Source organism: Promicromonospora noduliphila, assembly GCF_056951025.1.
On sequence record NZ_CM167806.1, the window covers coordinates 4,952,414 to 4,973,757 of the forward strand.

A 21,344-nucleotide genomic window follows, 5' to 3' on the forward strand; every position below is an offset into this window, starting at 1 on the left:
GCGACACCGTCCATGTGTCGCACGCGACGTGCCGGACGTGGAAAGGTGAACCCATGGCTGACCTGCCCGACGTCGACCTCGAGGTCCTGACCGCCATCGCGTCCGGAACCCACCACGACCCGCACACCGTGCTCGGCCCGCACCTGCTCGACGGGCCGTGGGCGGTGGTGCGCGCCCTGCGCCCGCTCGCCGACGAGGTGGTGATCGTGACGCCGGACGGCGACGTCGCCGCGACGCACCAGGGTGCGGGGGTGTTCGCCGCCGTGGTGCCGGCGGCCGAGGACCCGGACGGGTCGCGGCATGCCCCCGACTACCGCATCCGGACCCGCTCGGGCACCGACACCTGGTCGTCCGACGACCCGTACCGGTTCCTGCCCACGCTGGGCGAGGTGGACCTGCACCTGATCGGCGAGGGCCGGCACGAGCAGCTCTGGCAGGTGCTCGGCGCCAACCTGCGCAGCTACCTGAGCGCGGCGGGCGACATCGCGGGCGTCGCGTTCGCCGTCTGGGCGCCGAACGCGCGCGGCGTGCGGCTCGTGGGCGACCACAACGGCTGGGGCGGCACCCACCCCATGCGGTCGCTCGGCGCCACGGGCGTCTGGGAGCTGTTCGTCCCCGACGTCGGCCCGGGCCTGCGGTACAAGTTCGAGATCCTGGGGGCGGACGGCGTCTGGCGTGCCAAGGCGGACCCCCTCGCCAAGGCGACGGAGCCGCCGCCCGCCACCGCGAGCGTGGTGACGGCCTCGACGCACGAGTGGCGGGACGACGCGTGGCTCGCCGCCCGGGCGTCGACCGACCCGCACTCCGCGCCGCTGAGCGTCTACGAGGTGCACCTGGGCTCGTGGCGGCCCGGCCTCGGCTACCGCGAGCTCGCCGAACAGCTCACGGCGTACGTCACCGAGCAGGGTTTCACGCACGTGGAGCTGCTGCCCGTGGCCGAGCACCCGTACGGCGGGTCGTGGGGCTACCAGGTCACCAGCTACTACGCGCCGACGGCGCGGTTCGGCACGCCCGACGACTTCCGGTACCTGGTGGACCGGCTGCACCAGGCCGGCGTCGGCGTCATCCTGGACTGGGTGCCCGCGCACTTCCCGCGCGACGAGTTCGCCCTGGCGCGCTTCGACGGCACACCGCTGTACGAGCACCCGGACCCCCGGCGCGGCGAGCAGCAGGACTGGGGCACGCTGATCTTCGACTTCGGCCGGCGCGAGGTGCGCAACTTCCTGGTGGCCAACGCGACCTACTGGTTCGAGGAGTTCCACGCCGACGCGCTGCGCGTGGACGCCGTCGCCTCCATGCTCTACCTCGACTACTCCCGCAAGGAGGGCGAGTGGACGCCCAACCTGCACGGCGGGCGGGAGAACCTGGAGGCCATCTCCTTCCTCCAGGAGGCGAACGCGACGGCCTACCGGCGTTCGCCGGGCGTCATGATGATCGCCGAGGAGTCGACCGCGTTCCCCCAGGTCACCGGCCCCACCTCCAGCGGAGGGCTGGGCTTCGGCCTGAAGTGGAACATGGGCTGGATGAACGACACCCTCCGGTACCTGGCCGAGGACCCGTACCACCGGCGCTACCACCACGGCGAGCTCACGTTCTCGCTGATCTACGCCTTCACGGAGCAGTTCGTGCTGCCGATCAGCCACGACGAGGTGGTGCACGGCAAGGGGTCGCTGCTGCGCAAGATGCCCGGCGACCGGTGGCAGCAGCTCGCGGGCGTGCGGTCGTTCCTGGCCTACCAGTGGACGCACCCGGGCAAGCAGCTCCTGTTCATGGGGTGCGAGTTCGCGCAGGAGACCGAGTGGTCCGAGTCCGACGGCCTGCGCTGGGACCTGCTCGGCGACGCCGGGCACGCCGGCGTGCAGCACCTGGTCCGGGACCTGAACGCGCTCTACCGCGCGACGCCGGCCCTGTGGGAGCTCGACTTCGAGCCGGCCGGGTTCGAGTGGCTGGACGCGGACGACGCCGACCACAACGTGCTCGCCTACGTCCGCCGGTCGCGCGCGGGGGACCCGGTGGTGGTCGTCGTGAACTTCGCGGGTGTGCCGCACGAGGGATACCGGCTCCCGCTCCCGGACGTGCCTGCCCCGGCCCCGGCTCCCGCGGCGGAGGTCCCGCCGCCGACCGAGCCCACCGAAACTCAGGTCGGGCCGTCCCCGGGCACGCCGGCGCCGGCTCGGCCGGCGGAGGCCGGATCTCCGCCGGCCTTGTCAGCGGAGTCCGGGTCCGGCGAGCCGGCCGAGACCCTGCCGCCCGCCGAGCCGGTCGAGACGGCGGTCCGGCCCTCGGAGGCGGCGTCGGCCCCGCTGGTCGACGTCGGCGGCGGGGCGGGCGTCGGCGAGGCGGGCGTCGGCGAGGCGGGCGTCGGCGAGGCGGGCGGACAGACAAAACCGGACCCGGTGTGGCTGGAGGTGCTCAACACCGACGCGACCGTCTACGGCGGCTCGGGCGTGGGCAACCTGGGCCGCGTGCAGGCCGCGCCCGTGCCGCACCACGGCCGCCGCTGGTCCGCCGAGGTGCGCGTGCCACCGCTGGGCGCGCTGGTGCTGGTGCCGGAGCGCTCGACCGGTCAGCCAGCGCGCGCCTGACGCTCGGCTTGCCAGCTCGGGCGCGGTTGCCGATTCCGGTGAGCACGCTGGAACCGACAAGCACCCGATGGGGGGAACTTGCCTCGCGGGGGTGTGTTGCCGTGTGTAGACAACGTCTACCGTCAGCAACACACCCCCGCGAGGCAAGTTCCCCCGGGCCTGATCAAGCTCCCCCGGGCCTGATTCAGTTGTGCCCGTTGCTCGTCAGTAGAGGCTGATCGCCAGGCGCTTGCGGGCCTTGCTCACCCGGGGGTCCGTGGCACCGGCGACCTCGAAGAGTTCCAGCAGCCGCACGCGGATCTTCTCCTTGCCGTCGACGTCCGCCCCCGGCAGCAGGTCGAGCAGCCGCGCGAAGGCGTCGTCCACCTTGCCGCCCAGCATGTCCAGGTCCGCGACGGCGAGCGCCGCGTCGACGTCGGACGGCGCGTCCGCCGCGGCCTGCCGGACGGCGGCCAGGTCGGCGTCGCGGGTGCGCTGCATGAGGTGCACCTGCGCGAGACCCGCCGTCGCGTCGGAGTCCCGCGGGTCCTGCCGCAGCGCCTTCTCGTAGGCGGCGGCAGCGCCCTCCAGGTCGTCGCGCTCGATCGCGTCGTACGCCTCCTGGTGCAGCGGGGGCAGCGGCTTCTCCGGCTCGGGCTCCGGCTCACCGGTCGCGGGCGCCGAGCCGGGTGCCCGGCCCGTCACGCCGTTCTGCTCGGCGGCGGCCAGCACCTGGCCCAGCACGGCGCGGATCTGCTGCTCGTCGGCGGCGCCCTGGAACAGCGGCAGCGGCTGACCCTGCAGCACGGCGACGACGGTGGGCACGCCCTGCACCTGGAACGCCGCGGCGATCTGCGGGGAGGCCTGCGCGTCGACGCGTCCCAGCAGGAACCGGCCGCCGTACTCCTGCGCCAGCCGGCCCAGCGTGGCGCCGAGGTCGGCGTTCGCCTGGTCGGTCGGGATCCAGAGCAGCATCACCACCGGGTAGGTGGCCGAGTCGCGGACGAGCTGCTCGAAGTTCGCCTCGCTGACGTCCACCACGAAGCCACCGGCCACGGGCGCACCGCCGGGCTCACCGGGCGGCGGCGCCTGGGGGCGGTTGAGGGCGGACAGGTCGACGGCGCCACGCACCGCGAACTCGGGCTGGGCGTTCCGGGAGGCTCCGGGCTGAGGGGAGGCACTGCTCATGGGGGCAATCCTAATGAACTACGCGATGGCCACCCGTCGACTCCGCTCTCGGCGATAACGTTGTCCGAGCGCGCCCCGTCGCGTGCAGCACGCCGGCCGCCGGTCATTCGTTGGAGGCCGGTCAGTCGGTGGCCGCCCGGTCACTCGTTGGACACCGCGTACGGCACCCGGTGGAACCCCAGCAGGCTGATCTGGTCCGCCGAGCCGGCGGGCGGCACGTACAGCGCCACCATGTCGCGGTAGGCGATCCTCATGACCTCTGTCGGCTCCGCGTCACCCCAGAGCGCAGCGGCGGACGGCGTCTCCGGCGTCAGCCCCCACCCCTCCTCGGCGCGGAGGGTCTCCTGGCTCAGCAGCGCCGCCATCACCATGGCACCGCCGTCGGCCGTCCGGACCGCCTTGACCGGGGCCTGCGCCGGCTCGTACGCGACCTCGAAGGTGCCCGTGCCGTCGTCCTTCTCGATCTCGGCGATCTGGACCCGCCCGCTCTTCCGCAGATGCTGCCGCAGGTAGTCGTCGGCGAAGCCGTCGGCGTACCTCGACCGCTCGTCGGCCATCAGCACCGACGCGTACTGCCGGACGGCGTCGCGCGGCGCCACCACCAGGCTCGTGTCGTCCGCCGCGACCGCGGCACTGCCCAGCTCGGCGTCCGCGAACTGCGGCATGGTCACCCCCCGCACCAGGCGGACCCAGCCCCAGAGCTTGTACTGGTCGCGGGCCGAGGGCTGCTCGAAGGCCGCGAGCACGGGCACGGCACCGTCCGCCGCCTGCACGGTGATGGCGAAGCTGCTGCGCGGCCAGCCCTGCTCCGACGGCAGGACCACCTGCTGCGTCTCCAGCAACAGGTCGGTGAGCGGCTCGCCGTCGGCGCGGGCCGCCGCGACGGCGAGCTCCGCCTGCCGCATCGCGAGCGCGGGCCCGGACAGCCGGGCCGCGAGCGAGTCCGCCGCGCCGGGTCTGCTGGCTCCCTCCAGGACCTCCGTCACCCGGCCCAGGATCCTGCGCTCCTGCGACTCGCTGACGACGGCCGCGACCACCGGCGCCTCGGGCGCGGGGCTCGGCGGCTCGACCGTGCAGCCCGCGAGCATGACGGACAGGGCCAGGCCGGCCGACAGACCGGCGACCGCCCGCCGTCGGACCGAGGGAAGGGCTCCGGGATGCGGCAAGGGTGGCCTCCGTGGGTTCACGGGGGCCACCCTAGCCACGGGCGGGACGGCGATCGACGAAAGGTCAGCCGTTGGAGACCGAGCTGATCACGTGCTCGTAGCCCACGAGGCTGATCTGGTCGTTCGAGCCCTCCGGCGGCACGTACATGGCCACGACGTCCTTGTAGTTGAGCTCGACGATGTTCGTGTTGCCCGCATCGCCCCACAGCGCCTGGGCCGACTCGGACGGCGGGCCGATCTCGCAGCCCTCCTCGCGGGCGGTGATCGTCTCCTTGCTGATCATCGCCGCGATCACGAGGGCGCCGCCGTCGGCCGTGCGCACGGCCTTGACCGGGTCCTTCGTGGGCTCGTACGCGACCTCGAAGGCGCCGTCGCACTCCTCCTTGTTGATCGCGTCGACCTGCTTCTGGCCGTACTCCCGGAAGAACGCCCGCAGGTCGTCGTCCGCGAAGTTGTCGGCGTACCTGGACCGCTCGTCGACCGTCAGCACGGACGCGTACTGCTCCACCGCCGCGGTGGGCGTCACCTTGAGGCTCTTGTCGTTCCCCGGAACGGCCGGGCTGCCCAGGTCGGCCTCGGCGAACTGCGGCATGGTCACGCCGGGCAGCAGGCGGACCCAGGCCCACAGCTTGTACTGGTCCCGTGCGGTGGACTGCTCGAAGGCCATGAGCACCGGCGTGGTGAGGTCCTTCGGCTGCACGGTGATCGCGTAGCTGCTGCGCGGCCACTCCTGGTCCGACGGCAGGATCACCTGCTGCATCTGCATCGACAGGTCGGTCAGCGGCTCGTTGTCACCGCGGACGTCGGCCAGCTTGAGCTGGGTCTCGCGGATCGAGAGCGCGGGCCCGGACAGCCGAGCGGCCAGCGAGTCGGCCTTGCCGACCTTGTTCGCCCCCTCGACGACGCCGGCGACCTTGTCCAGGATCTTGCGCTCCTGCGACTGCGTCACGACGGCGGCCGCGACGGGCGCCTCCGGCCGGGGGACGGGCAGCTCCTCGGCACAGCCGGTGAGCAGACCCGTGGCGAGCAGCGTTGCCACCACGGCCATGGAGCGGGTCGTGGTGCGTCTCATCGGTTACCTCCGTCGTCGTTCCCGGTGACGCCCCAGGTCTGGCGCCACGCGGCGGCCCGGCTGCTGGGTGTCTGCTGCTCGGGCGTGGGTTCTGGCTCCGGCTCTGCCACCGGCACGGCGGGCTGGGCGCCCGTGGCGGCCCGGCGCTGCGCCTGCTCGCGCAGGCGCATCTCGCGCCGCGTCCTCGGCTTGCCCGACGGCGCCGGGGCGGTCTGGGCAGCGGCCGGCGCCTCGGCCCGGGCCGGGGCGGGGCGGGGCTGCGTGTGCTCGGGCACGGCGCCACCGAAAGGGGCCGGCGCCGGCGGGGCCGGGGTCCGGGCGGGTGCGGCGGCTCCCCCACCCTGGGCACGGCGGCTGCGGCGCATCCCGCGGACGGACGCCGCCGGGACCGGGGCCTGCTCGGGTACGGGCTCGGGCGCCGGTGCGGGGACGATCGGGGCCGCGCCGCCGAACGGCGCGGGCGCGCCCCAGGACCGCGTGTGCTCCTCCTCGGGTTCGAGCGCGGCCGCCCGCTCCGGCACTCCCCTGCCCGGCACTCCCCTGCCCGGCGCTGCCGGGGCCGACGGCGGGAAGACTGCCGTGCCGCCCTCCGGCTCGTTGCCCGGCACGGGCGGGTACCCGACGGGCTCCTGCGGGTACCGGCTCGGCTCGTTGCCGTCCAGCCCGCCGTCCACTCCGCCTTCCGCCGTGCCGTCGACCCCGAACGCCACGTCGCGACGCGGCAGCTCGGCGGCGGGCTGGCGCGTCCGGCCGCCGGACGACGAGCGGCCCTTGCCGCCGCCGCGCTTCTTGCTCCGGCGCGCGCCGATGGCCATGAAGACGCCGAGGATCAGGGCGAAACCGCCGCCCAGCACACCGGGCCACAGATAGGGGGTGGTGACGGGGCGCGGCCAGGTGAGCTCGAGCGTCGGCGCCTCCGCGCCATCGCCCACGCCCGCCGCGAGCAGCACGACGCGGCCGGGCTGCTCGGTCCACCGCATGGAGACGGTGGTCTCGCCGCTGACCTCCGAGATCCACATGTCGGAGCCGGCGGGGTCCGGGCCGGTGCTCGGCTTCTCGGCCGGCTCGTCGGAGGTCTCCTCCCCCTCGCCGGCCGCCTCGCCTGCCTCTTCGCCGGCCGCCTCGTCCGTCGCCGGACCGGTGCCTGGAGCGATACTCAGCGTCTCCCACGAGGACAGGCCGGTCACCGAGTCGTACGGGTCGTCGCCGACCCAGCCGAGCACGTCGACGTCGGACCCGAGGGCGAGCGTGACCTTCTGTCCCTCTGGGACAGTGGCCCGGACGGTCACCTGGTCGTCGACCAGACCGAGCACGCCGGGCTCGGTCACGACCATGGTTCCGTCACCGCTGGGGGTCGCGGTCGCGACGACGGTGTCGGACTCGCGCAGGACGGTTGCCGTCGCGACCCCGTAACCGATCCCGCCGAGTCCGGCGAGGATCAGGAGGGTCGCCAGAAAGCGTTGCACCACCGGTTCCCTTCGAATTTTGGGCGCGTGCCCGTCGATCAGGGTGGGTCTTCCAGCATAGGGACCGGACGCTGAGCACTGTCCAATGACGGGTGTGCTTGTGCGGTTCGGCTGGGATCCTCACCCTTCCTTCACTGGGTGTGCCGGAACCACCACGGTGGTCGAGCGTCCCGGGCCAGCGGTGAGTATTCCACGCATTCCGCAGATTGCATGCCACACCGGAGTATCCACATCAGCACAAGGCACGTATCCTGGGCGCCGGACGAGCCGCACAGGGCGGCGTCCCAGGGGGGAGCCTGACCCGCGCCTCACCGAGTTCCGACACTGGAGGTCTGCACCGTGTCCGACGAGCGCTCGCTCTTCCCGACTGCCATGCGCGGGTACGACCGCGACCAGGTGCACGCGCACCTGGACCGACTGAACCACGCGCTCGAAGAGGCGCGCAGGCAGGTCGAGGCTTCTGACAGCCGTGCCATGCAGCTCACGCAGGATCTCAACGACGCGAAGCGCAGCCTGCGTGAGACCGAGAAGCCGTCCTACGCGGGCCTCGGCTCCCGCATCGAGCTGCTCCTGCGGTCCGCCGAGGACCAGTCCACCGACATCATCAACCAGGCCAACCAGCAGGCCGCCGACATCATGGCGCGCGCGAAGCTGTCGGGCGGGCAGGTCCGGTCCCGCGCCGAGGCCGAGGTGGCCGAGATGCTGGCCAGCGCCCGCCGCGAGGCCGAGGAGATCCGCACCACGATGGCCGCTGAGGCCGAGGGGCACCTGCTGGCCGCGCAGCGCCGCGCCGAGGAGCTCGTGGGTTCCGCCGAGCGCGAGTCCGCGCAGATCGCCAGCGCGATCGCCGCGGAGGAGAGCGAGCGCCGGGCCAGCCTGGAGCGCGAGCTCGGCACCCTGCGCTCGACCGTCGAGCGCGAGACCACCGAGCTGCGCGTCAGCACCGAGCGCGAGGCCGCAGCGCTGCGTGCCAAGGTCAACGCCGAGACCACCGAGCAGCGCGAGACCGCCGAGCGCGACTCGTCCGCGATGCTCGCCAGCGCCCGCGCCGAGGCCGAGCAGATCCTCTCCGAGGCGCGCCGCCAGGCCGCCGAGGCCTCCAACGCCGTCACCACCGAGATGGAGGACTTGCGCGAGCAGGCCCGCGCGGCGCTCGCCCAGGCCGAGCTCGACATCGCCACCCGCAAGGAGGCTGTGGAGAAGGAGCTCGCCGAGCGGCACGAGACCGCGAAGGCCGAGACCGCGAAGCTGGTCAGCACGGCGGAGGAGCACGCGGCCGAGGCCGAGAAGCGGGTCGCCGTGGCCCTGGAGCAGGCGGAGAAGATCCGCTCCGAGTCCGACGTCTACGTCAAGGACCTCGTGGCCGACGCCCGCAAGTCCGCGGACCGGATCGTGGCCGACGCCCGGGAGTTCGCCGAGCAGACCATCGACGACGCACGCGCCGAGGCGGAGTCGAGCCGGTCCGCCGCGCAGCACCAGCTCGAGGACCTCACCCGCCAGCACGACTCGATCAACTCCTACCTCGAGGAGCTGCGCGGCATGCTCGGCTCGCAGCCGGGCGCTCCTGCCGCGGCGGCGCCCAAGGCCCCGGCCAAGCCGAGCCTGGCCGGCGCGACCCCCGCGCAGCAGGCGCGCTTCGCCGTCGTCGGCGACGGTACGGAGGCCGAGCCCGAGGTGCCGGACGCCGACGGCGCGATGCCCGCCTCGATCCCGCCGAGCAACCCGACGCCCGTGCCGGTCGGCACGGCCACCGTCGTGATCCCGTCGGTCAAGGGCACCAAGGCGAGCACGAAGGCCGGCCAGAAGGCCTCCGACTCGGCCTCGTCCGCCGCGGAGAGCGAGGACGCGGAGGAGGCCGTCTCCGAGAAGGCCGGCGCCTCGAGCTGATCAAGCTCTGCTGATCGAGCCCTGCTTGATCCAGCACTGTCTGATCCAGCCCAGCCCTGTCTGATCCAGCACTGCGACGAACGGCGGCCCTCCGGTGGAGGGCCGCCGTTTCGGTCTGTCCGGGGTCGCACGCCGGCGCGGTTCCGGCTCCGGTGTGATCGCGTGCCGCGCCGACCGTGCCAGCCGACCGTGCCAGCCGACCGTGCCAGCCGACCGCGTCAGTGGTGGTGCGCCACCACCTGGGCGTGCAGCAGCCCGAGCGCCGCGGCGACCGCCTGCGGGTCCTCGACGACGCTGATGTGCCCGGCGCTCGGCACCAGCGTGAGCGCGGCATCGCCGACGGAGAGCTCCGAGGGCGACCCGGCCGCCCTGACCATGTGCTCGGCCTCGGCCAGCGGCGTGATCGCGTCCTCGGCACCCACCACGACGGCGACCGGCGCGTCGAACCGCTGGAGCACCGCCGTCCGGTCGGGGCGGGCGGCCATCGCCCGCTGCGCCCAGGCGACGCCCGCCGGCGACTGCGCCCGGATCCAGGAGTCGAGCACGGGGAACAGGTGCCGCCTTCGCTCCGTGCTCGTCGCGCCCACCAGGGCGGCGGGCATGCCGAGCACGGCCTCGACGGTCTGGGTCTCGTCGGCGGCGGCGGCGACCCGCAGCCGCTTGGCGCGCGCCTCCTCGGTGTCCGCCGTCGACTTGGTGTTGACCAGCCCCAGGCCGGCCACGAACCCCGGGTGCCGCTCGGCCAGGGCGAGCGCCACGTACCCGCCCATCGAGTGCCCGACGACGACGGCGTTGCCCTCGCCCGCCTCGATCATCGTCCGGTACACGGAGTCGGCAGCGTGCTCGATGCTCGGCGGGAACCCGTCCAGGTCGCTGTGCCCGGCGCCGGGCAGGTCGACGCCGATGGCGCGGATGCCCGGCGGGAGGTGCCCCGCGCAGGCCGCCCACATGCGGTGGTCGAGCGGGAAGCCGTGCAGCAGCACGAGCGGCACCCCGCCGCCGTCGTGCAGGGTGAAGGTGGCCAGTCTCCCGGCGGATCGAGACGTCATCGTCGTCCTCCTCTGGTGGGTACTGTGCTGATGGGTGCTGGCTGGTGGGGTGCTCTGCTGGTGCGGCCGCTCAGGAAGCCTCGGGAGCCCCCAGTGGTCCGTCCCAGTGGGTCGGCAGCGGGAGCGGGTGGTCGGGCAGCACGTGGGCCACTATCTCGTTGAGCGCGCGGGCGACGGCCGGCTCACCGACCCAGAGGTGCTTCGCGCCGTCGACGCCGATCACCTCGGCCTGCGGGACGCGCGCGAAGCGGCGGCGGGCCTCGTCGGGCCGGAGGTAGTCGTCGAGCTCCGGTACCAGGACGACCAGCGGCTTGCCGAACACGGCCCAGCGGTCCAGGTCGTCGTCGGTCGCGCGGTGCAGCGGCGGTGACAGCAGGATGGCGCCCTCGATGCTCGGGTCGGTGCCGTGCTTGAGCACCAGCTCGGTGCCGAACGACCAGCCGACCAGCCACGGCCGCGGCAGGCCGCGGAACTCGGCGAGCTCGATCGCAGCGGCGACGTCGTAGCGCTCCGCGTTCCCGTCGTCGAACCTGCCCTCGCTGGTGCCCCGCGGGGACGAGGTGCCGCGCGTGTTGAACCGCAGCACCGCCAGGTTCGCGAGCGCGGGCAGCCGCCAGGCCGCCTTGCGGTACACGTGGGAGTCCATGAAGCCGCCGTGCGTGGGCAGCGGGTGCAGCGTCAGCAGGCTGGCCGACGGCTCGCTGTCCGCGGGCAGCGCGAGCTCGCCCACGAGGGTGAGGCCGTCGGCGGTGTGCAGCTCGACGTCCTCCCGCCGCGCGGGCAGCACGGTGAGCGAGCGGATCTGGTGGGTGGTCTGGCCGGAGGCCGTGCCCGGCGTCGCGTCTGTGGTCATCGGTTCCATTCTCGCCCCCTTTCTGGCTCCCTTGTCGGCCTGGTTGCTTGTCGGCCTGGCTGCGGGCGGGGTGCGGCTCAGCGGAGGTTGGCGCGGCGCTGCCAGCAGCTCGTGTGCCAGTGCCGCCGGGCGTCCAGCCCGGCCTCCGGGCCGCCCAGCGTGTCCGTCTGCCACGCGACGACGTGCGGTGTTCCCGGCGCGATCTCCTGGCGGCAGGCCGGGCAGACATAGGTCTTGTCGGACGAGCGGATCCGCTGCACCACCCACTCGCCGTCGGGCGCCGACTCGCTGCGCCGGCCGCCCGTCGCGCGGTCCACGTCGAGGGGGACGTGTTCCGCGGCATACGGACGCTTGCTGGAGCGGCGTTTCGACGGCATGACATCTATTCTTCCGCAGGGCGGAGCGGACGGTCTTCCACAGGGCGGAGCGGACGGCTCAAGGCTGCCCGGAAACGGCCCGCGCCGCATACCACCGCTTACCACGCCGCATACCACAACGCTGGGAGCCCCACTCATCTGCGCCCGCTAGAGTGTGGCGGTCCCCAGCAAGGCGCACACCGACCGAAGGACTACTCGTGAAGCACCGCACCACTGCCGGCCTGGCAGCCGTCGCGCTGGCCTCCATCGCACTCACCGGCTGCTCGAGCAGCGGCGACGCCGGGAACGGCGAAGCCGATGCCAACGGCGCCGTGTGCGAGGTGACGCCGGCCGCCGAGCCGTCGCCCGCACCCAGCCCGTCCCAGGCGGACGTCAAGACCGTCGATGCGATCGAGGTCACCGGCCCGGTCGGTGAGGAGCCGAAGGTCGAGTTCAAGGCGCCGCTGACGGTCAGCACCCCGACGTCGCGCGTCGTCGCCGAGGGCACCGGCGCGGAGCTCACCGAGGGCGCACAGGTCACCATCGACTACGTGGTGCTCGCGGGCAAGGACGGGTCCACGAGCGGGTCGACCTGGGAGACCGACAAGCCCGAGTCGTTCACGCTCGGCGACCCGCAGTACGACCTGCTGAACGACCGCCTGATCGGCCAGAAGGTGGGCACACGCCTCGTCATGGCGAGCACCGCGATGGACCAGACCATCCAGGTCACGATGGTCGAGGTCACCGAGGCCAACGAGATCCCGACGCGCGCCGAGGGCACAGCGGTGACCCCGAAGGAGGGCCTGCCCACCGTCGAGCTCGCCGAGGACGGCCAGCCGACCGTCACGATCCCCGCCGACTACGAGGAGCCCACAGAGCTCGTGGTCGAGCCCCTCATCGAGGGCGACGGCGCCACGGTCACCAAGGACCAGACCGTCACGGTCCAGTACGCGGGCTGCCTGCTCGACGGCACGTCGTTCGACTCCTCGTGGAGCCGCGGCACGCCGACGTCGTTCCCGCTGAACGGCGTCATCCCCGGGTGGACCAACGGCATCGCGGGGCAGAAGGTCGGCAGCCAGGTGCTGCTCGTCGTCCCGGCCGACCAGGGCTACGGCGACCAGGAGAACGGCGCCATCCCCGCGAACTCGACCCTCGTCTTCGTCGTCGACATCCTCGAGGCCAAGTCGGCCTGATCCTCCCCGCTTGACCCTGATCCTCCCCGCTTCACTCTGTGGCGGGCACCCGAGCCGGGTGCCCGCCACGTCTCGTAGTGTCGTCCCATGACGTCGACAGACCTGCCAGCTCCTGAGTCCGCTCCCCTGCCGGAGCGCGAGGTGCTCACCTGGGAGACCTTCCCCCTCGCGGTCCGCGACCTGGCCCATCAGGTGGTGGCGAGCGGGTTCGTGCCAGAGGTCGTCATCGCCGTCGCGCGCGGCGGCCTGGTCCCCGGCGGCGCGATGGCGTACGCGCTCGGCACCAAGGGCGTCGGCACGCTGAACGTCGAGTTCTACACGGACATCGGCAAGACGCTCGAGGACCCGCGCGTGCTGCCGCCCCTCATGGACACGTCGGAGCTCCCCGGCGCCAAGGTCCTCGTGGTGGACGACGTCGCCGACTCCGGCCGCACCCTCGCCCTGGTCATGGACCTGCTGGCGAAGCAGGGCGCCGAGGCCCGCTCCGCCGTGCTGTTCACGAAGCCGCGCACGATCATCCAGCCCGACTACTCGTGGAAGGACACCGACCTGTGGATCACCTTCCCGTGGTCCGCCGAGCCGCCGGTGACGGGCGCGCGGTCGATCGACGCATGAACCACTGAGCGACGGCGCGCGGCCGAGCGAGTTCTCTCATCCGGGTCGCGGTCGTCTGGGCCGCGGTCACCCGGGGCGTTCATCCGGTCCCACGTTCATCCTCTCCACAGTCTTCCCACTGGCCGCCTTACGGCGTAAGGTCACCTTACGTCGTAAGGCCACGTCGAGAGGGAAGCCATGAAGTCGCCCACGCTGGACCCCCGCACCGCACGCACGACCGGTCTGCTCTACCTGGCGGTCGCCGTCGTCGCCGTCCCCGGATACCTGACCATCCGGCCGCTGCTGTTCGATCCAGACAGCCCGGCGGCGACGCTGGCCAACCTGGTCGAGAACGAGGGGCTCGCACGCGTGGGGGTCGCCCTGGAGCTCACGCTCGTGGCGGCCCAGGCGCTCGTCGCCCTGTGGTTCTACCGGCTGCTTCACCGCACCGACGCGTTCGCGGCGGGCTCGCTCGCCGCCTTCGGGATGTTCAACTCCGTGGCGGTCCTCGCCAGCGCGGCCTGCCTCGGTGCGGCGCTGGACACCGCCCTTGCGCCGACGGCGGCCGAGGCGGCCGGCGACGTCCAGCTCCTCTACGTGCTCAGCGAGAACTCCTGGGACGTCGGCACGCTCTTCTTCGGGCTCTGGCTGGTCCCGATGGGCGTGCTCGCGCTGCGCTCTGGCATGCCACGGGCGCTCGGCTGGATCCTCGTGGCCGGCGGCATCGGGTACGTCGTCAGCGGCTACCTCGCTTATCTGGTGCCGGCCGCCGCACCAGTGACCGAGGCGCTGCCGTTCCTGGCGACCGTCGGCGAGGTGTGGATGATCGGCTGGCTGCTCTGGTACTCGTTCCGGGCGCGGCCCGCCGTGCCCGCCCTGGACGACGTCCGCGAGCGCGAGCCGGGCGGCGCCGTCACCGGCTGACGCGGCGCCGTCACGGGATGACGCGGCCCGGCACGGGCGGCGGCGCGGGATGGCACCGCCCCGCCGGGACGGCCGGAGCCGCTGCGCCACGCGCGTCGTCGTACGGCCAACGTCCGTTCCGCTGGGCGTCACCCCGGCGCCAACCGGCGCGGCCACGCTGTGAGCCGTGGACAACAAGCTCTCGCGCCGATCCCTGCTCCGGGCCGCTGCGGCCGTCCCGGTCCTGTCAGCAGCCACCGCCTCCGCCGGGACGGCCGCTGCCGCCACCGCACCGTCGACCGTGGAGGTGAGCGGGGGCCTGCCGGACGGCACCGACCCGCGCTTCACCATCGCCGTCCTGCCCGACACCCAGTACCTCCTGGACGAGGGTGGCTCCGACCCCGAGCCGGTGCGCGCCACCCTGCGCCACCTGGTCCGCGAGCGGAAGCACGACAACATCGTCTTCATGACCCAGCTCGGCGACGTCACCGAGCACGGCACCGAGACCGAGATGATCGCCGCGCGCCGCGCGTTCGAGGCCGCCCGCAGCATGCCGTACAGCGTGCTGGCCGGCAACCACGACGTCTCGGGCGACGACCAGCGGGGTGACACCCCGTACCTGCGCACCTTCGGGCCGCGACGGTTCGCCCGGATGGAGACGTACGGCGGCTCCTCCCCCGACGGTTACAACAGCTACCACGTCGTCCGCGGCGGCGGGCGCGAGTGGCTCGTCCTCGCGCTCGACTGGCGCGTGTCCGACGCCGGGCTCGCCTGGGCCCAGCGCGTGCTGGACGAGCACGACACGCTGCCCGCGATCCTGACCACCCACGACCTCGTCTGGGCGGAGGGCGACGGCCAGGCCCACCTGTCCGGCAACGGGCAGCGCCTCTGGGACCGCCTGATCAAGACGAACGACCAGATCTTCCTCGCGCTCGGCGGCCACTACTGGCCGTCGGGCCGCACGACGCTGACCAACGACGCGGGCCACCCCGTCCACCTGCACATCACCAACTACCAGGACCGCTACTACGGCGGCGCGGGCATGCTCCGCTACTACTCGTTCGACCTGTCGCGCAACGTGATCGACGTCGAGACGTTCTCGCCCTGGCTGCAGGAGAAGCGGGACCCGACGCCCCTGGAGACGGAGCACGTCGAGCTCTCCGGCGACGTCGACCGGTTCACCGTCGAGATCGACTTCGACGAGCGGTTCGCCGCGTTCGCCCCGCCGGTGGTACCCGCGCCGCGTCCGCCGTCGGCGGTCATGCCGCGCGGGACCGTCGCCTACTGGCGGTTCGACGACACCGGGCTCGCCGCTGCCGGGACCGACGGCGCCCCCGTGCCGGCCGGGACCGTCGCCCGCGACCTGACCGGGAACGGCAACCACCTCACCTCGATGCTCCTGCACAGCAGCGCCCCCGCCGCGCTCACCTGGTCCGCCGAGCACCACGACGACCAGCCGGCCCACGCGAGCCTGCGGTTCGGCGGCGGCAAGGGGCCCGACCGCGGCGCCGTGCTGCACACCGGCCCGGACGCGCCCGTCAACGACATGAAGTTCGAGTCGGGCTACACGATCGAGACCTTCATCAAGCTGCCCGAGCCCTTCGAGGGAGACCACTCCTGGATGGGCATCCTGAGCTGGGAGGGCCGCGCGGGCGACGCCGGCAAGAGCGGCGGGTGGTCCGAGGACGACGCACCGTGCAGCCTGAACGTGACGGGCGAGCGGTTCCTGCAGTTCGTGGTCTACCCCGTGCCGATCGACGACGACCCGACCTCCTGGAGCCACGCGCTCCCGGTCGGCCGCTGGACGCACATCGCGATCGTCAACGACTCCCGGTACACGACCCTGTACGTCGACGGCTCGAAGATCGCGCGCAACGCCAGCACGGTGTCGCGCGGGATCAGCACGGTCGGCAAGCCGTTCGCCATCGGCGGCACCCAGGGCGCCGGGCGGTTCGGGCAGGGCTTCTACGGCTGGATCGGCGACACCCGGATCGTCTCCCGCGCCCTGCGCCCGGACCAGTTCCTCGTCGCGACGCGGTGAGGCCGGCGGGGCCGCGGCCCTGACCACCGCGGCACGCCGCCACCACGCGCGGCCACCACGCGCGGCCACCGCACTCCGTGACAGCACGCACCACCACACGCGGCACGATGCCCGCCGACTCGGACCTCGAGCCGGCGGGCATCGTCGCCTCGGCGTCCGAGCTGGTCGGTCGACGGCGCACGCCAGAACTCGGGACCGGCCCCTTGCGCAACGGTGGATCGCCGTGGGATGTTTACGTCACCATCGGCACCAGGCCGGCACTGGCCGGCCCGGGCCTCGGACGGCGGCGCAACGACGCGCCCGCAGATCGGAGTCCCATGACACGAGCAATCCGGACCGGCGCCTGGGCGGCGGTCGGTCTTCTCACGGCGACCCTGGTGGCCGCCGGCCCCGCCGTCGGTGCCCCGGGCGGCGCCCCGTCCGGCGGGTCGCAGCACGGCACCACCGAGTTCCGCGGCGTCAACTGGGCGGACCCCCGCGACAACTACGCCGCCGACGAGGTCGTGCCCTCCGGCCTGAGCACGGAGGACAGCTACCGCACGACCTACGCCAAGGCGTCCCGCATCATCGGCGAGTTCCGGAAGGAGGTGCGTGCCAACACGGTGCGGCTACCGATCAACCCGTCGAGCGTCGGGACGGACTGGTGGGACTCCTACCGGGGCGCCATCGACGCCGCCACGCGGCACGGCTTCAAGGTCATCCTCAGCTACTGGGAGGCCGACGACGCCAAGGACGGCCTGGCCGACGACCCCGCGGCCTTCGACGCGATGTGGGACACCGTCGTGGACCGGTACGGGAAGAACCCGCTGGTCTACTTCGAGCCGATGAACGAGCCGTTCGGGTACTCGCTCGATGCCTGGGTGGACCTGACGGCGGGGTGGCTCGACGACCACGACCGCGTCCCGCGCGGCCGCGTGATCATCTCAGGAACGGGCTACAACGACGACGTCACGGGGGTCGGTGCGGCCGCGGAGCTGAAGGGGACGCTGCTCTCGCTGCACTTCTACGGGTTCTGGGCCGACCACACGACCGAGGAGGAGTGGAAGGCGAACCTGCTCCCACGCCTCGGCAAGTACGGGTGGCGCACGCTCGTCAGCGAGGCCGGGTCACCGATGACCACCGGCCTCAACTACGGCAACCACACCGGCGACACCTACACCTCGTACCTCGGCGCACTGACGGAGGTCGCGCGCGACCAGCGCATCGGCATCGTCTACTGGCCCGGCCTGCGCACGGGCGACGCCTACACGCTGACCGAGCAGGTCGGCGAGGGCGACCTCGAGGTCACGAACGCCTCGGGGCTGGCCCAGGTCCAGTGGGGCTGGGGCCTGCTCGCGCACGAGGAGCTGAACGACCTGCCGCCCGCACCGCCCGGCGCCCCGCTGGTCAGCGTCCATCACAGCGGCGACGGCGACGTCTGCGTCGACGTGCCGGGATTCTCGACGACGCCGGGTACGACGCTCGGCCTGTGGTGGTGCAACGGCGGTGGCAACCAGTCGTTCGACTGGAACGCCGACCGGGAGCTCACCGTGTACGGGGACATGTGCGTCACGCCGAGCGGCACACTCGCCGCCGGTCGCACGCTCGTCATCGCCGACTGCACGGGCGTACCCGAGCAGCGGTGGGAGCTCCACGCCGACGCGACGATCAGCAGCGTCGCCGATCCGGCCCTGTGCCTGGCGACCCCTGCCGACTCCTGGGGGCTCACGCTCGCCGGCTGTGACGCGGGAGCCACGACCCAGCAGTGGAGGCGCCCGGCACAGTAGGTCGGCACAGCAGGTCGGCATGCCAAGAGGCCCGGAACCGCAGGATTCTGCGGTTCCGGGCCTCCGATCAGCCGCTATGGGCGACGGCCTCCCGACCTGGTGTCAGAAGTCCCAGTCGTCGTCCTCGGTCTCCACGGCCTTGCCGATCACGTACGACGAGCCGGACCCCGAGAAGAAGTCGTGGTTCTCGTCCGCGTTCGGCGACAGCGCCGCGAGGATCGCGGGGTTGACGTCGGTGTCCTCCTTGGGGAACAGCGCCTCGTAGCCCAGGTTCATCAGGGCCTTGTTGCCGTTGTACCGCAGGAACTTCTTGACGTCCTCGGTCAGCCCCAGCTCGCCGTAGAGCGAGTCGGTGTACTCCACCTCGTTCTCGTACAGCTCGAAGAGCAGCTCGAACGTGTAGGCCTTGAGGTCGTCCTGCTCGGGCTGCGTCAGCTTCGCCAGGGCCTTCTGGTACTTGTAGCCGATGTAGTACCCGTGCACCGCCTCGTCACGGATGATGAGGCGGATCAGGTCGGCCGTGTTCGTGAGCTTGGCCCGCGAGGACCAGTACATCGGCGCGTAGAAGCCCGAGTAGAACAGGAACGACTCGAGCATCGTCGAGGCGACCTTGCGCTTGAGCGGGTCGTCGCCCCGGTAGTAGTCGAGGACGATCTCCGCCTTCTTCTGCAGGTTCGGGTTGTTCTCCGACCACTCGAAGGCGTCGTCGATCTCCCGCGTGGACAGCAGCGTGGAGAAGATCGACGAGTAGCTCTTCGCGTGCACGCTCTCCATGAAGGCGATGTTGGTGTACACCGCCTCCTCGTGCGGGGTGAGCGCGTCCGGGATCAGCGACACCGCGCCGACCGTGCCCTGGATGGTGTCCAGGAGGGTCAGCCCGGTGAACACGCGCGTGGTCATGACCTTCTCGTGCTCGTTCAGCGTGTGCCACGACTGGATGTCGTTGGACACCGGCACCTTCTCGGGCAGCCAGAAGTTACCGACCAGACGGTCCCAGACCTCGAGGTCCTTCTCGTCCTGGAGGCGGTTCCAGTTGATCGCGGTCACGCGGTCGATGAGCTTGAGCTTGCCGGTTGGCGACATGGGAGTTCCTTCACGGGCTGCGGTCGGAGGAGGTCTGGCTCGGAGTCTGCGTCACAGCATGCAGCTGACGCAGTTCTCGATCTCCGTCCCCTCCAGTGCCATCTGGCGCAGGCGGATGTAGTAGAGGGTCTTGATGCCCTTGCGCCACGCGTAGATCTGCGCCTTGTTGACGTCGCGCGTGGTCACCGTGTCCGGGAAGAACAGGGTCAGCGAGAGGCCCTGGTCCACGTGCTGCGTCGCCGCGGCGTACGTGTCGATGATCTTCTCGTACCCGATCTCGTACGCGTCCTGGTAGTACTCCAGGTTGTCGTTCGTCATGTACGGCGCCGGGTAGTAGACGCGGCCGAGCTTGCCTTCCTTGCGGATCTCGATCTTGGCCGGGACCGGGTGGATCGACGACGTCGAGTTGTTGATGTAGCTGATCGAGCCCGTGGGCGGCACGGCCTGGAGGTTCTGGTTGTAGATGCCGTGCTCCATGACCGAGGCCTTGAGCGCGCGCCAGTCGTCCTGCGTCGGGATCGCCACGCCGGCCTCGGCGAACAGGCGTGCGACCCGCTCCGTGGCCGGCTTCCACTCCTGCTCGACGTACTTGTCGAAGTACTCGCCCGTGGCGTACTTCGAGTCCTCGAAACCGCCGAACCGCTGCTTGCGCTCGATCGACAGGCGGTTGGACGCCGCGATCGCGTGGTAGGCGACCGTGTAGAAGTAGATGTTCGTGAAGTCGATGCCCTCGGCCGAGCCGTAGTGGATGTGCTCGCGGGCGAGGTAGCCGTGCAGGTTCATCTGGCCGAGGCCGATGGCGTGGCCCGACTCGTTGGCCAGCTTGACCGACGGGACCGACTCGATGGACGTCTGGTCGCTCACGGCGGTGAGCGCGCGGATCGCGGTGTCGATCGTGCGGCCGAAGTCCGGCGAGTCCATCGCCTTGGCGATGTTCAGCGAGCCCAGGTTGCAGGAGATGTCCCGGCCGACCGTGGCGTAGGAGAGGTCCTCGTTGAACGTCGACGGCGTCGACACCTGGAGGATCTCGGAGCACAGGTTCGAGTGGGTGATGCGGCCCTTGATCGGGTTCGCCCTGTTCACCGTGTCCTCGAACATGATGTACGGGTACCCGGACTCGAACTGCAGTTCCGCGAGCGTCTGGAAGAAGTCGCGCGCGCTGATCGTGGTCTTGCGGATGCGGTCGTCGGCCACGAGCTCGTCGTACTTCTCGGTGATCGAGATGTCGGCGAACGGCTTGCCGTAGACACGCTCGACGTCGTACGGGCTGAACAGGTGCATGTCGGCGTTCTTCTTGGCCAGCTCGAACGTGATGTCCGGGATGACCACGCCGAGCGAGAGCGTCTTGATGCGGATCTTCTCGTCCGCGTTCTCCCGCTTGGTGTCGAGGAACCGCATGATGTCGGGGTGGTGCGCGTGCAGGTACACCGCGCCCGCGCCCTGGCGCGCGCCGAGCTGGTTCGCGTACGAGAAGGAGTCTTCCAGGAGCTTCATCACGGGGATGACGCCGGACGACTGGTTCTCGATGTGCTTGATCGGCGCGCCGTGCTCACGGATGTTGCTCAGCAGCAGGGCCACGCCGCCGCCGCGCTTGGAGAGCTGCAGCGCGGAGTTGATGCCGCGCGCGATCGACTCCATGTTGTCCTCGATGCGCAGCAGGAAGCAGGACACGGGCTCGCCGCGCTGCGCCTTGCCGACGTTGAGGAAGGTCGGCGTCGCCGGCTGGAACCGCCCGGAGATGACCTCCTCGACGATGTCGCGCGCCGTCTGCTCGTCGCCGTCGGCCAGGCCGAGCGCGACCATGGAGACACGGTCCTCGAACCGCTCCAGGTACTTCTTGCCGTCGAACGTCTTGAGCGTGTACGAGGTGTAGTACTTGAAGGCGCCCAGGAACGTCTCGAACCGGAACTTCTTCGAGTACGCGAGCTGGAAGAGCTCCTTGACGAACGCGCGGGAGTACTTGGCCAGCACCGTCGGGTCGTAGTACTTGGCCTCGACGAGGTGGTCGAGCTTCGCGTCCAGCGTGTCGAACTCGACGGTGTTCGGGTTGACGTGCTGCAGGAAGTACTGGCGGGCCGCCTCACGGTCCTTCTCGAACTGGATCTTCCCGTCCGGCCCGTACAGGTTCAGCATCGCGTTGAGCGCGTGGTAGTCGAGCTGGAG

At 71.7% G+C, this 21,344-nt stretch carries 16 protein-coding genes; 7 read left to right on the plus strand and 9 right to left on the minus strand.

Annotated elements, in window-relative coordinates; translation table 11 throughout:
• Nucleotides 1-53: 53 nt before the first annotated feature.
• Nucleotides 54-2,585 carry a 1,4-alpha-glucan branching protein GlgB gene (gene glgB, locus AC0QU1_RS21620; protein WP_483572351.1) on the plus strand — a complete coding sequence of 844 codons (2,532 nt, stop codon included), beginning with the start codon at nt 54-56 and terminating at the stop codon, nt 2,583-2,585.
• A 204-nt stretch (nt 2,586-2,789) separates the two neighbouring features.
• On the opposite strand, the gene AC0QU1_RS21625 is transcribed toward glgB, so the two are convergent.
• The 4 genes from AC0QU1_RS21625 to AC0QU1_RS21640 all read right to left on the minus strand — a co-directional run bounded on the left by AC0QU1_RS21625 (nt 2,790) and on the right by AC0QU1_RS21640 (nt 7,456).
• Nucleotides 2,790-3,752, minus strand: coding sequence for a co-chaperone YbbN (locus AC0QU1_RS21625; protein WP_483572352.1), 963 nt, complete (start codon nt 3,750-3,752; stop codon nt 2,790-2,792).
• A 140-nt stretch (nt 3,753-3,892) separates the two neighbouring features.
• Nucleotides 3,893-4,918, minus strand: a complete 1,026-nt coding sequence (locus tag AC0QU1_RS21630; protein ID WP_483572353.1) for a DUF8094 domain-containing protein — start codon at nt 4,916-4,918, stop codon at nt 3,893-3,895.
• 64 nt (nt 4,919-4,982) lie between these two features.
• A complete protein-coding gene (locus tag AC0QU1_RS21635; RefSeq protein ID WP_483572355.1) occupies nt 4,983-5,990 on the minus strand; it encodes a DUF8094 domain-containing protein in 1,008 nt (335 codons plus the stop codon).
• Nucleotides 5,987-7,456 (minus strand): hypothetical protein, encoded by a 1,470-nt coding sequence (locus tag AC0QU1_RS21640; protein WP_483572357.1) that lies wholly within the window; start codon nt 7,454-7,456, stop codon nt 5,987-5,989. Before AC0QU1_RS21640 ends, AC0QU1_RS21635 begins: the two co-directional genes overlap by 4 nt.
• Before the next feature lie 339 nt (nt 7,457-7,795).
• Here AC0QU1_RS21640 and AC0QU1_RS21645 point away from each other — a divergent pair, with 339 nt between their 5' ends.
• Complete coding sequence (locus tag AC0QU1_RS21645; RefSeq protein WP_483572358.1) at nt 7,796-9,343, plus strand: DivIVA domain-containing protein; 1,548 nt, start codon at nt 7,796-7,798, stop codon at nt 9,341-9,343.
• Nucleotides 9,344-9,561: 218 nt separating this feature from the next.
• On the opposite strand, the gene AC0QU1_RS21650 is transcribed toward AC0QU1_RS21645, so the two are convergent.
• The 3 genes from AC0QU1_RS21650 to AC0QU1_RS21660 all read right to left on the minus strand — a co-directional run bounded on the left by AC0QU1_RS21650 (nt 9,562) and on the right by AC0QU1_RS21660 (nt 11,622).
• Nucleotides 9,562-10,392 (minus strand): alpha/beta fold hydrolase, encoded by an 831-nt coding sequence (locus AC0QU1_RS21650; protein WP_483572360.1) that lies wholly within the window; start codon nt 10,390-10,392, stop codon nt 9,562-9,564.
• 70 nt (nt 10,393-10,462) lie between these two features.
• Nucleotides 10,463-11,245, minus strand: coding sequence for an alpha/beta hydrolase (locus AC0QU1_RS21655; RefSeq protein WP_483572361.1), 783 nt, complete (start codon nt 11,243-11,245; stop codon nt 10,463-10,465).
• 77 nt (nt 11,246-11,322) lie between these two features.
• Nucleotides 11,323-11,622 (minus strand): Rv1322 family protein, encoded by a 300-nt coding sequence (locus tag AC0QU1_RS21660; RefSeq protein WP_483572363.1) that lies wholly within the window; start codon nt 11,620-11,622, stop codon nt 11,323-11,325.
• A 197-nt stretch (nt 11,623-11,819) separates the two neighbouring features.
• On the opposite strand from AC0QU1_RS21660, the gene AC0QU1_RS21665 reads away from it, so the two are divergent.
• The 5 genes from AC0QU1_RS21665 to AC0QU1_RS21685 all read left to right on the plus strand — a co-directional run bounded on the left by AC0QU1_RS21665 (nt 11,820) and on the right by AC0QU1_RS21685 (nt 18,098).
• Complete coding sequence (locus tag AC0QU1_RS21665; protein WP_483572364.1) at nt 11,820-12,794, plus strand: FKBP-type peptidyl-prolyl cis-trans isomerase; 975 nt, start codon at nt 11,820-11,822, stop codon at nt 12,792-12,794.
• Between the two features lie 87 nt (nt 12,795-12,881).
• Nucleotides 12,882-13,409, plus strand: a complete 528-nt coding sequence (locus AC0QU1_RS21670) for a phosphoribosyltransferase (RefSeq protein ID WP_483572365.1) — start codon at nt 12,882-12,884, stop codon at nt 13,407-13,409.
• Nucleotides 13,410-13,586: 177 nt separating this feature from the next.
• Nucleotides 13,587-14,312, plus strand: a complete 726-nt coding sequence (locus tag AC0QU1_RS21675; protein ID WP_483572366.1) for a DUF4386 domain-containing protein — start codon at nt 13,587-13,589, stop codon at nt 14,310-14,312.
• Nucleotides 14,313-14,478: 166 nt separating this feature from the next.
• Nucleotides 14,479-16,332, plus strand: coding sequence for a laminin G domain-containing metallophosphoesterase family protein (locus AC0QU1_RS21680; RefSeq protein ID WP_483572368.1), 1,854 nt, complete (start codon nt 14,479-14,481; stop codon nt 16,330-16,332).
• 317 nt (nt 16,333-16,649) lie between these two features.
• Nucleotides 16,650-18,098 (plus strand): ricin-type beta-trefoil lectin domain protein, encoded by a 1,449-nt coding sequence (locus AC0QU1_RS21685; RefSeq protein ID WP_483572369.1) that lies wholly within the window; start codon nt 16,650-16,652, stop codon nt 18,096-18,098.
• 102 nt (nt 18,099-18,200) lie between these two features.
• Here the strand turns inward: AC0QU1_RS21685 and nrdF are convergent, their stop codons facing one another.
• Together nrdF and nrdE are read right to left on the minus strand one after the other, a co-directional pair.
• Nucleotides 18,201-19,181: a class 1b ribonucleoside-diphosphate reductase subunit beta gene (nrdF, locus tag AC0QU1_RS21690; RefSeq protein WP_483572371.1), complete on the minus strand. Its 981-nt coding sequence runs from the start codon at nt 19,179-19,181 to the stop codon at nt 18,201-18,203.
• Nucleotides 19,182-19,232: 51 nt separating this feature from the next.
• On the minus strand, nt 19,233-21,314 hold the full coding sequence (gene nrdE / locus AC0QU1_RS21695; protein ID WP_483576766.1) for a class 1b ribonucleoside-diphosphate reductase subunit alpha: 2,082 nt from the start codon (nt 21,312-21,314) through the stop codon (nt 19,233-19,235).
• Nucleotides 21,315-21,344 lie beyond the last annotated feature (30 nt).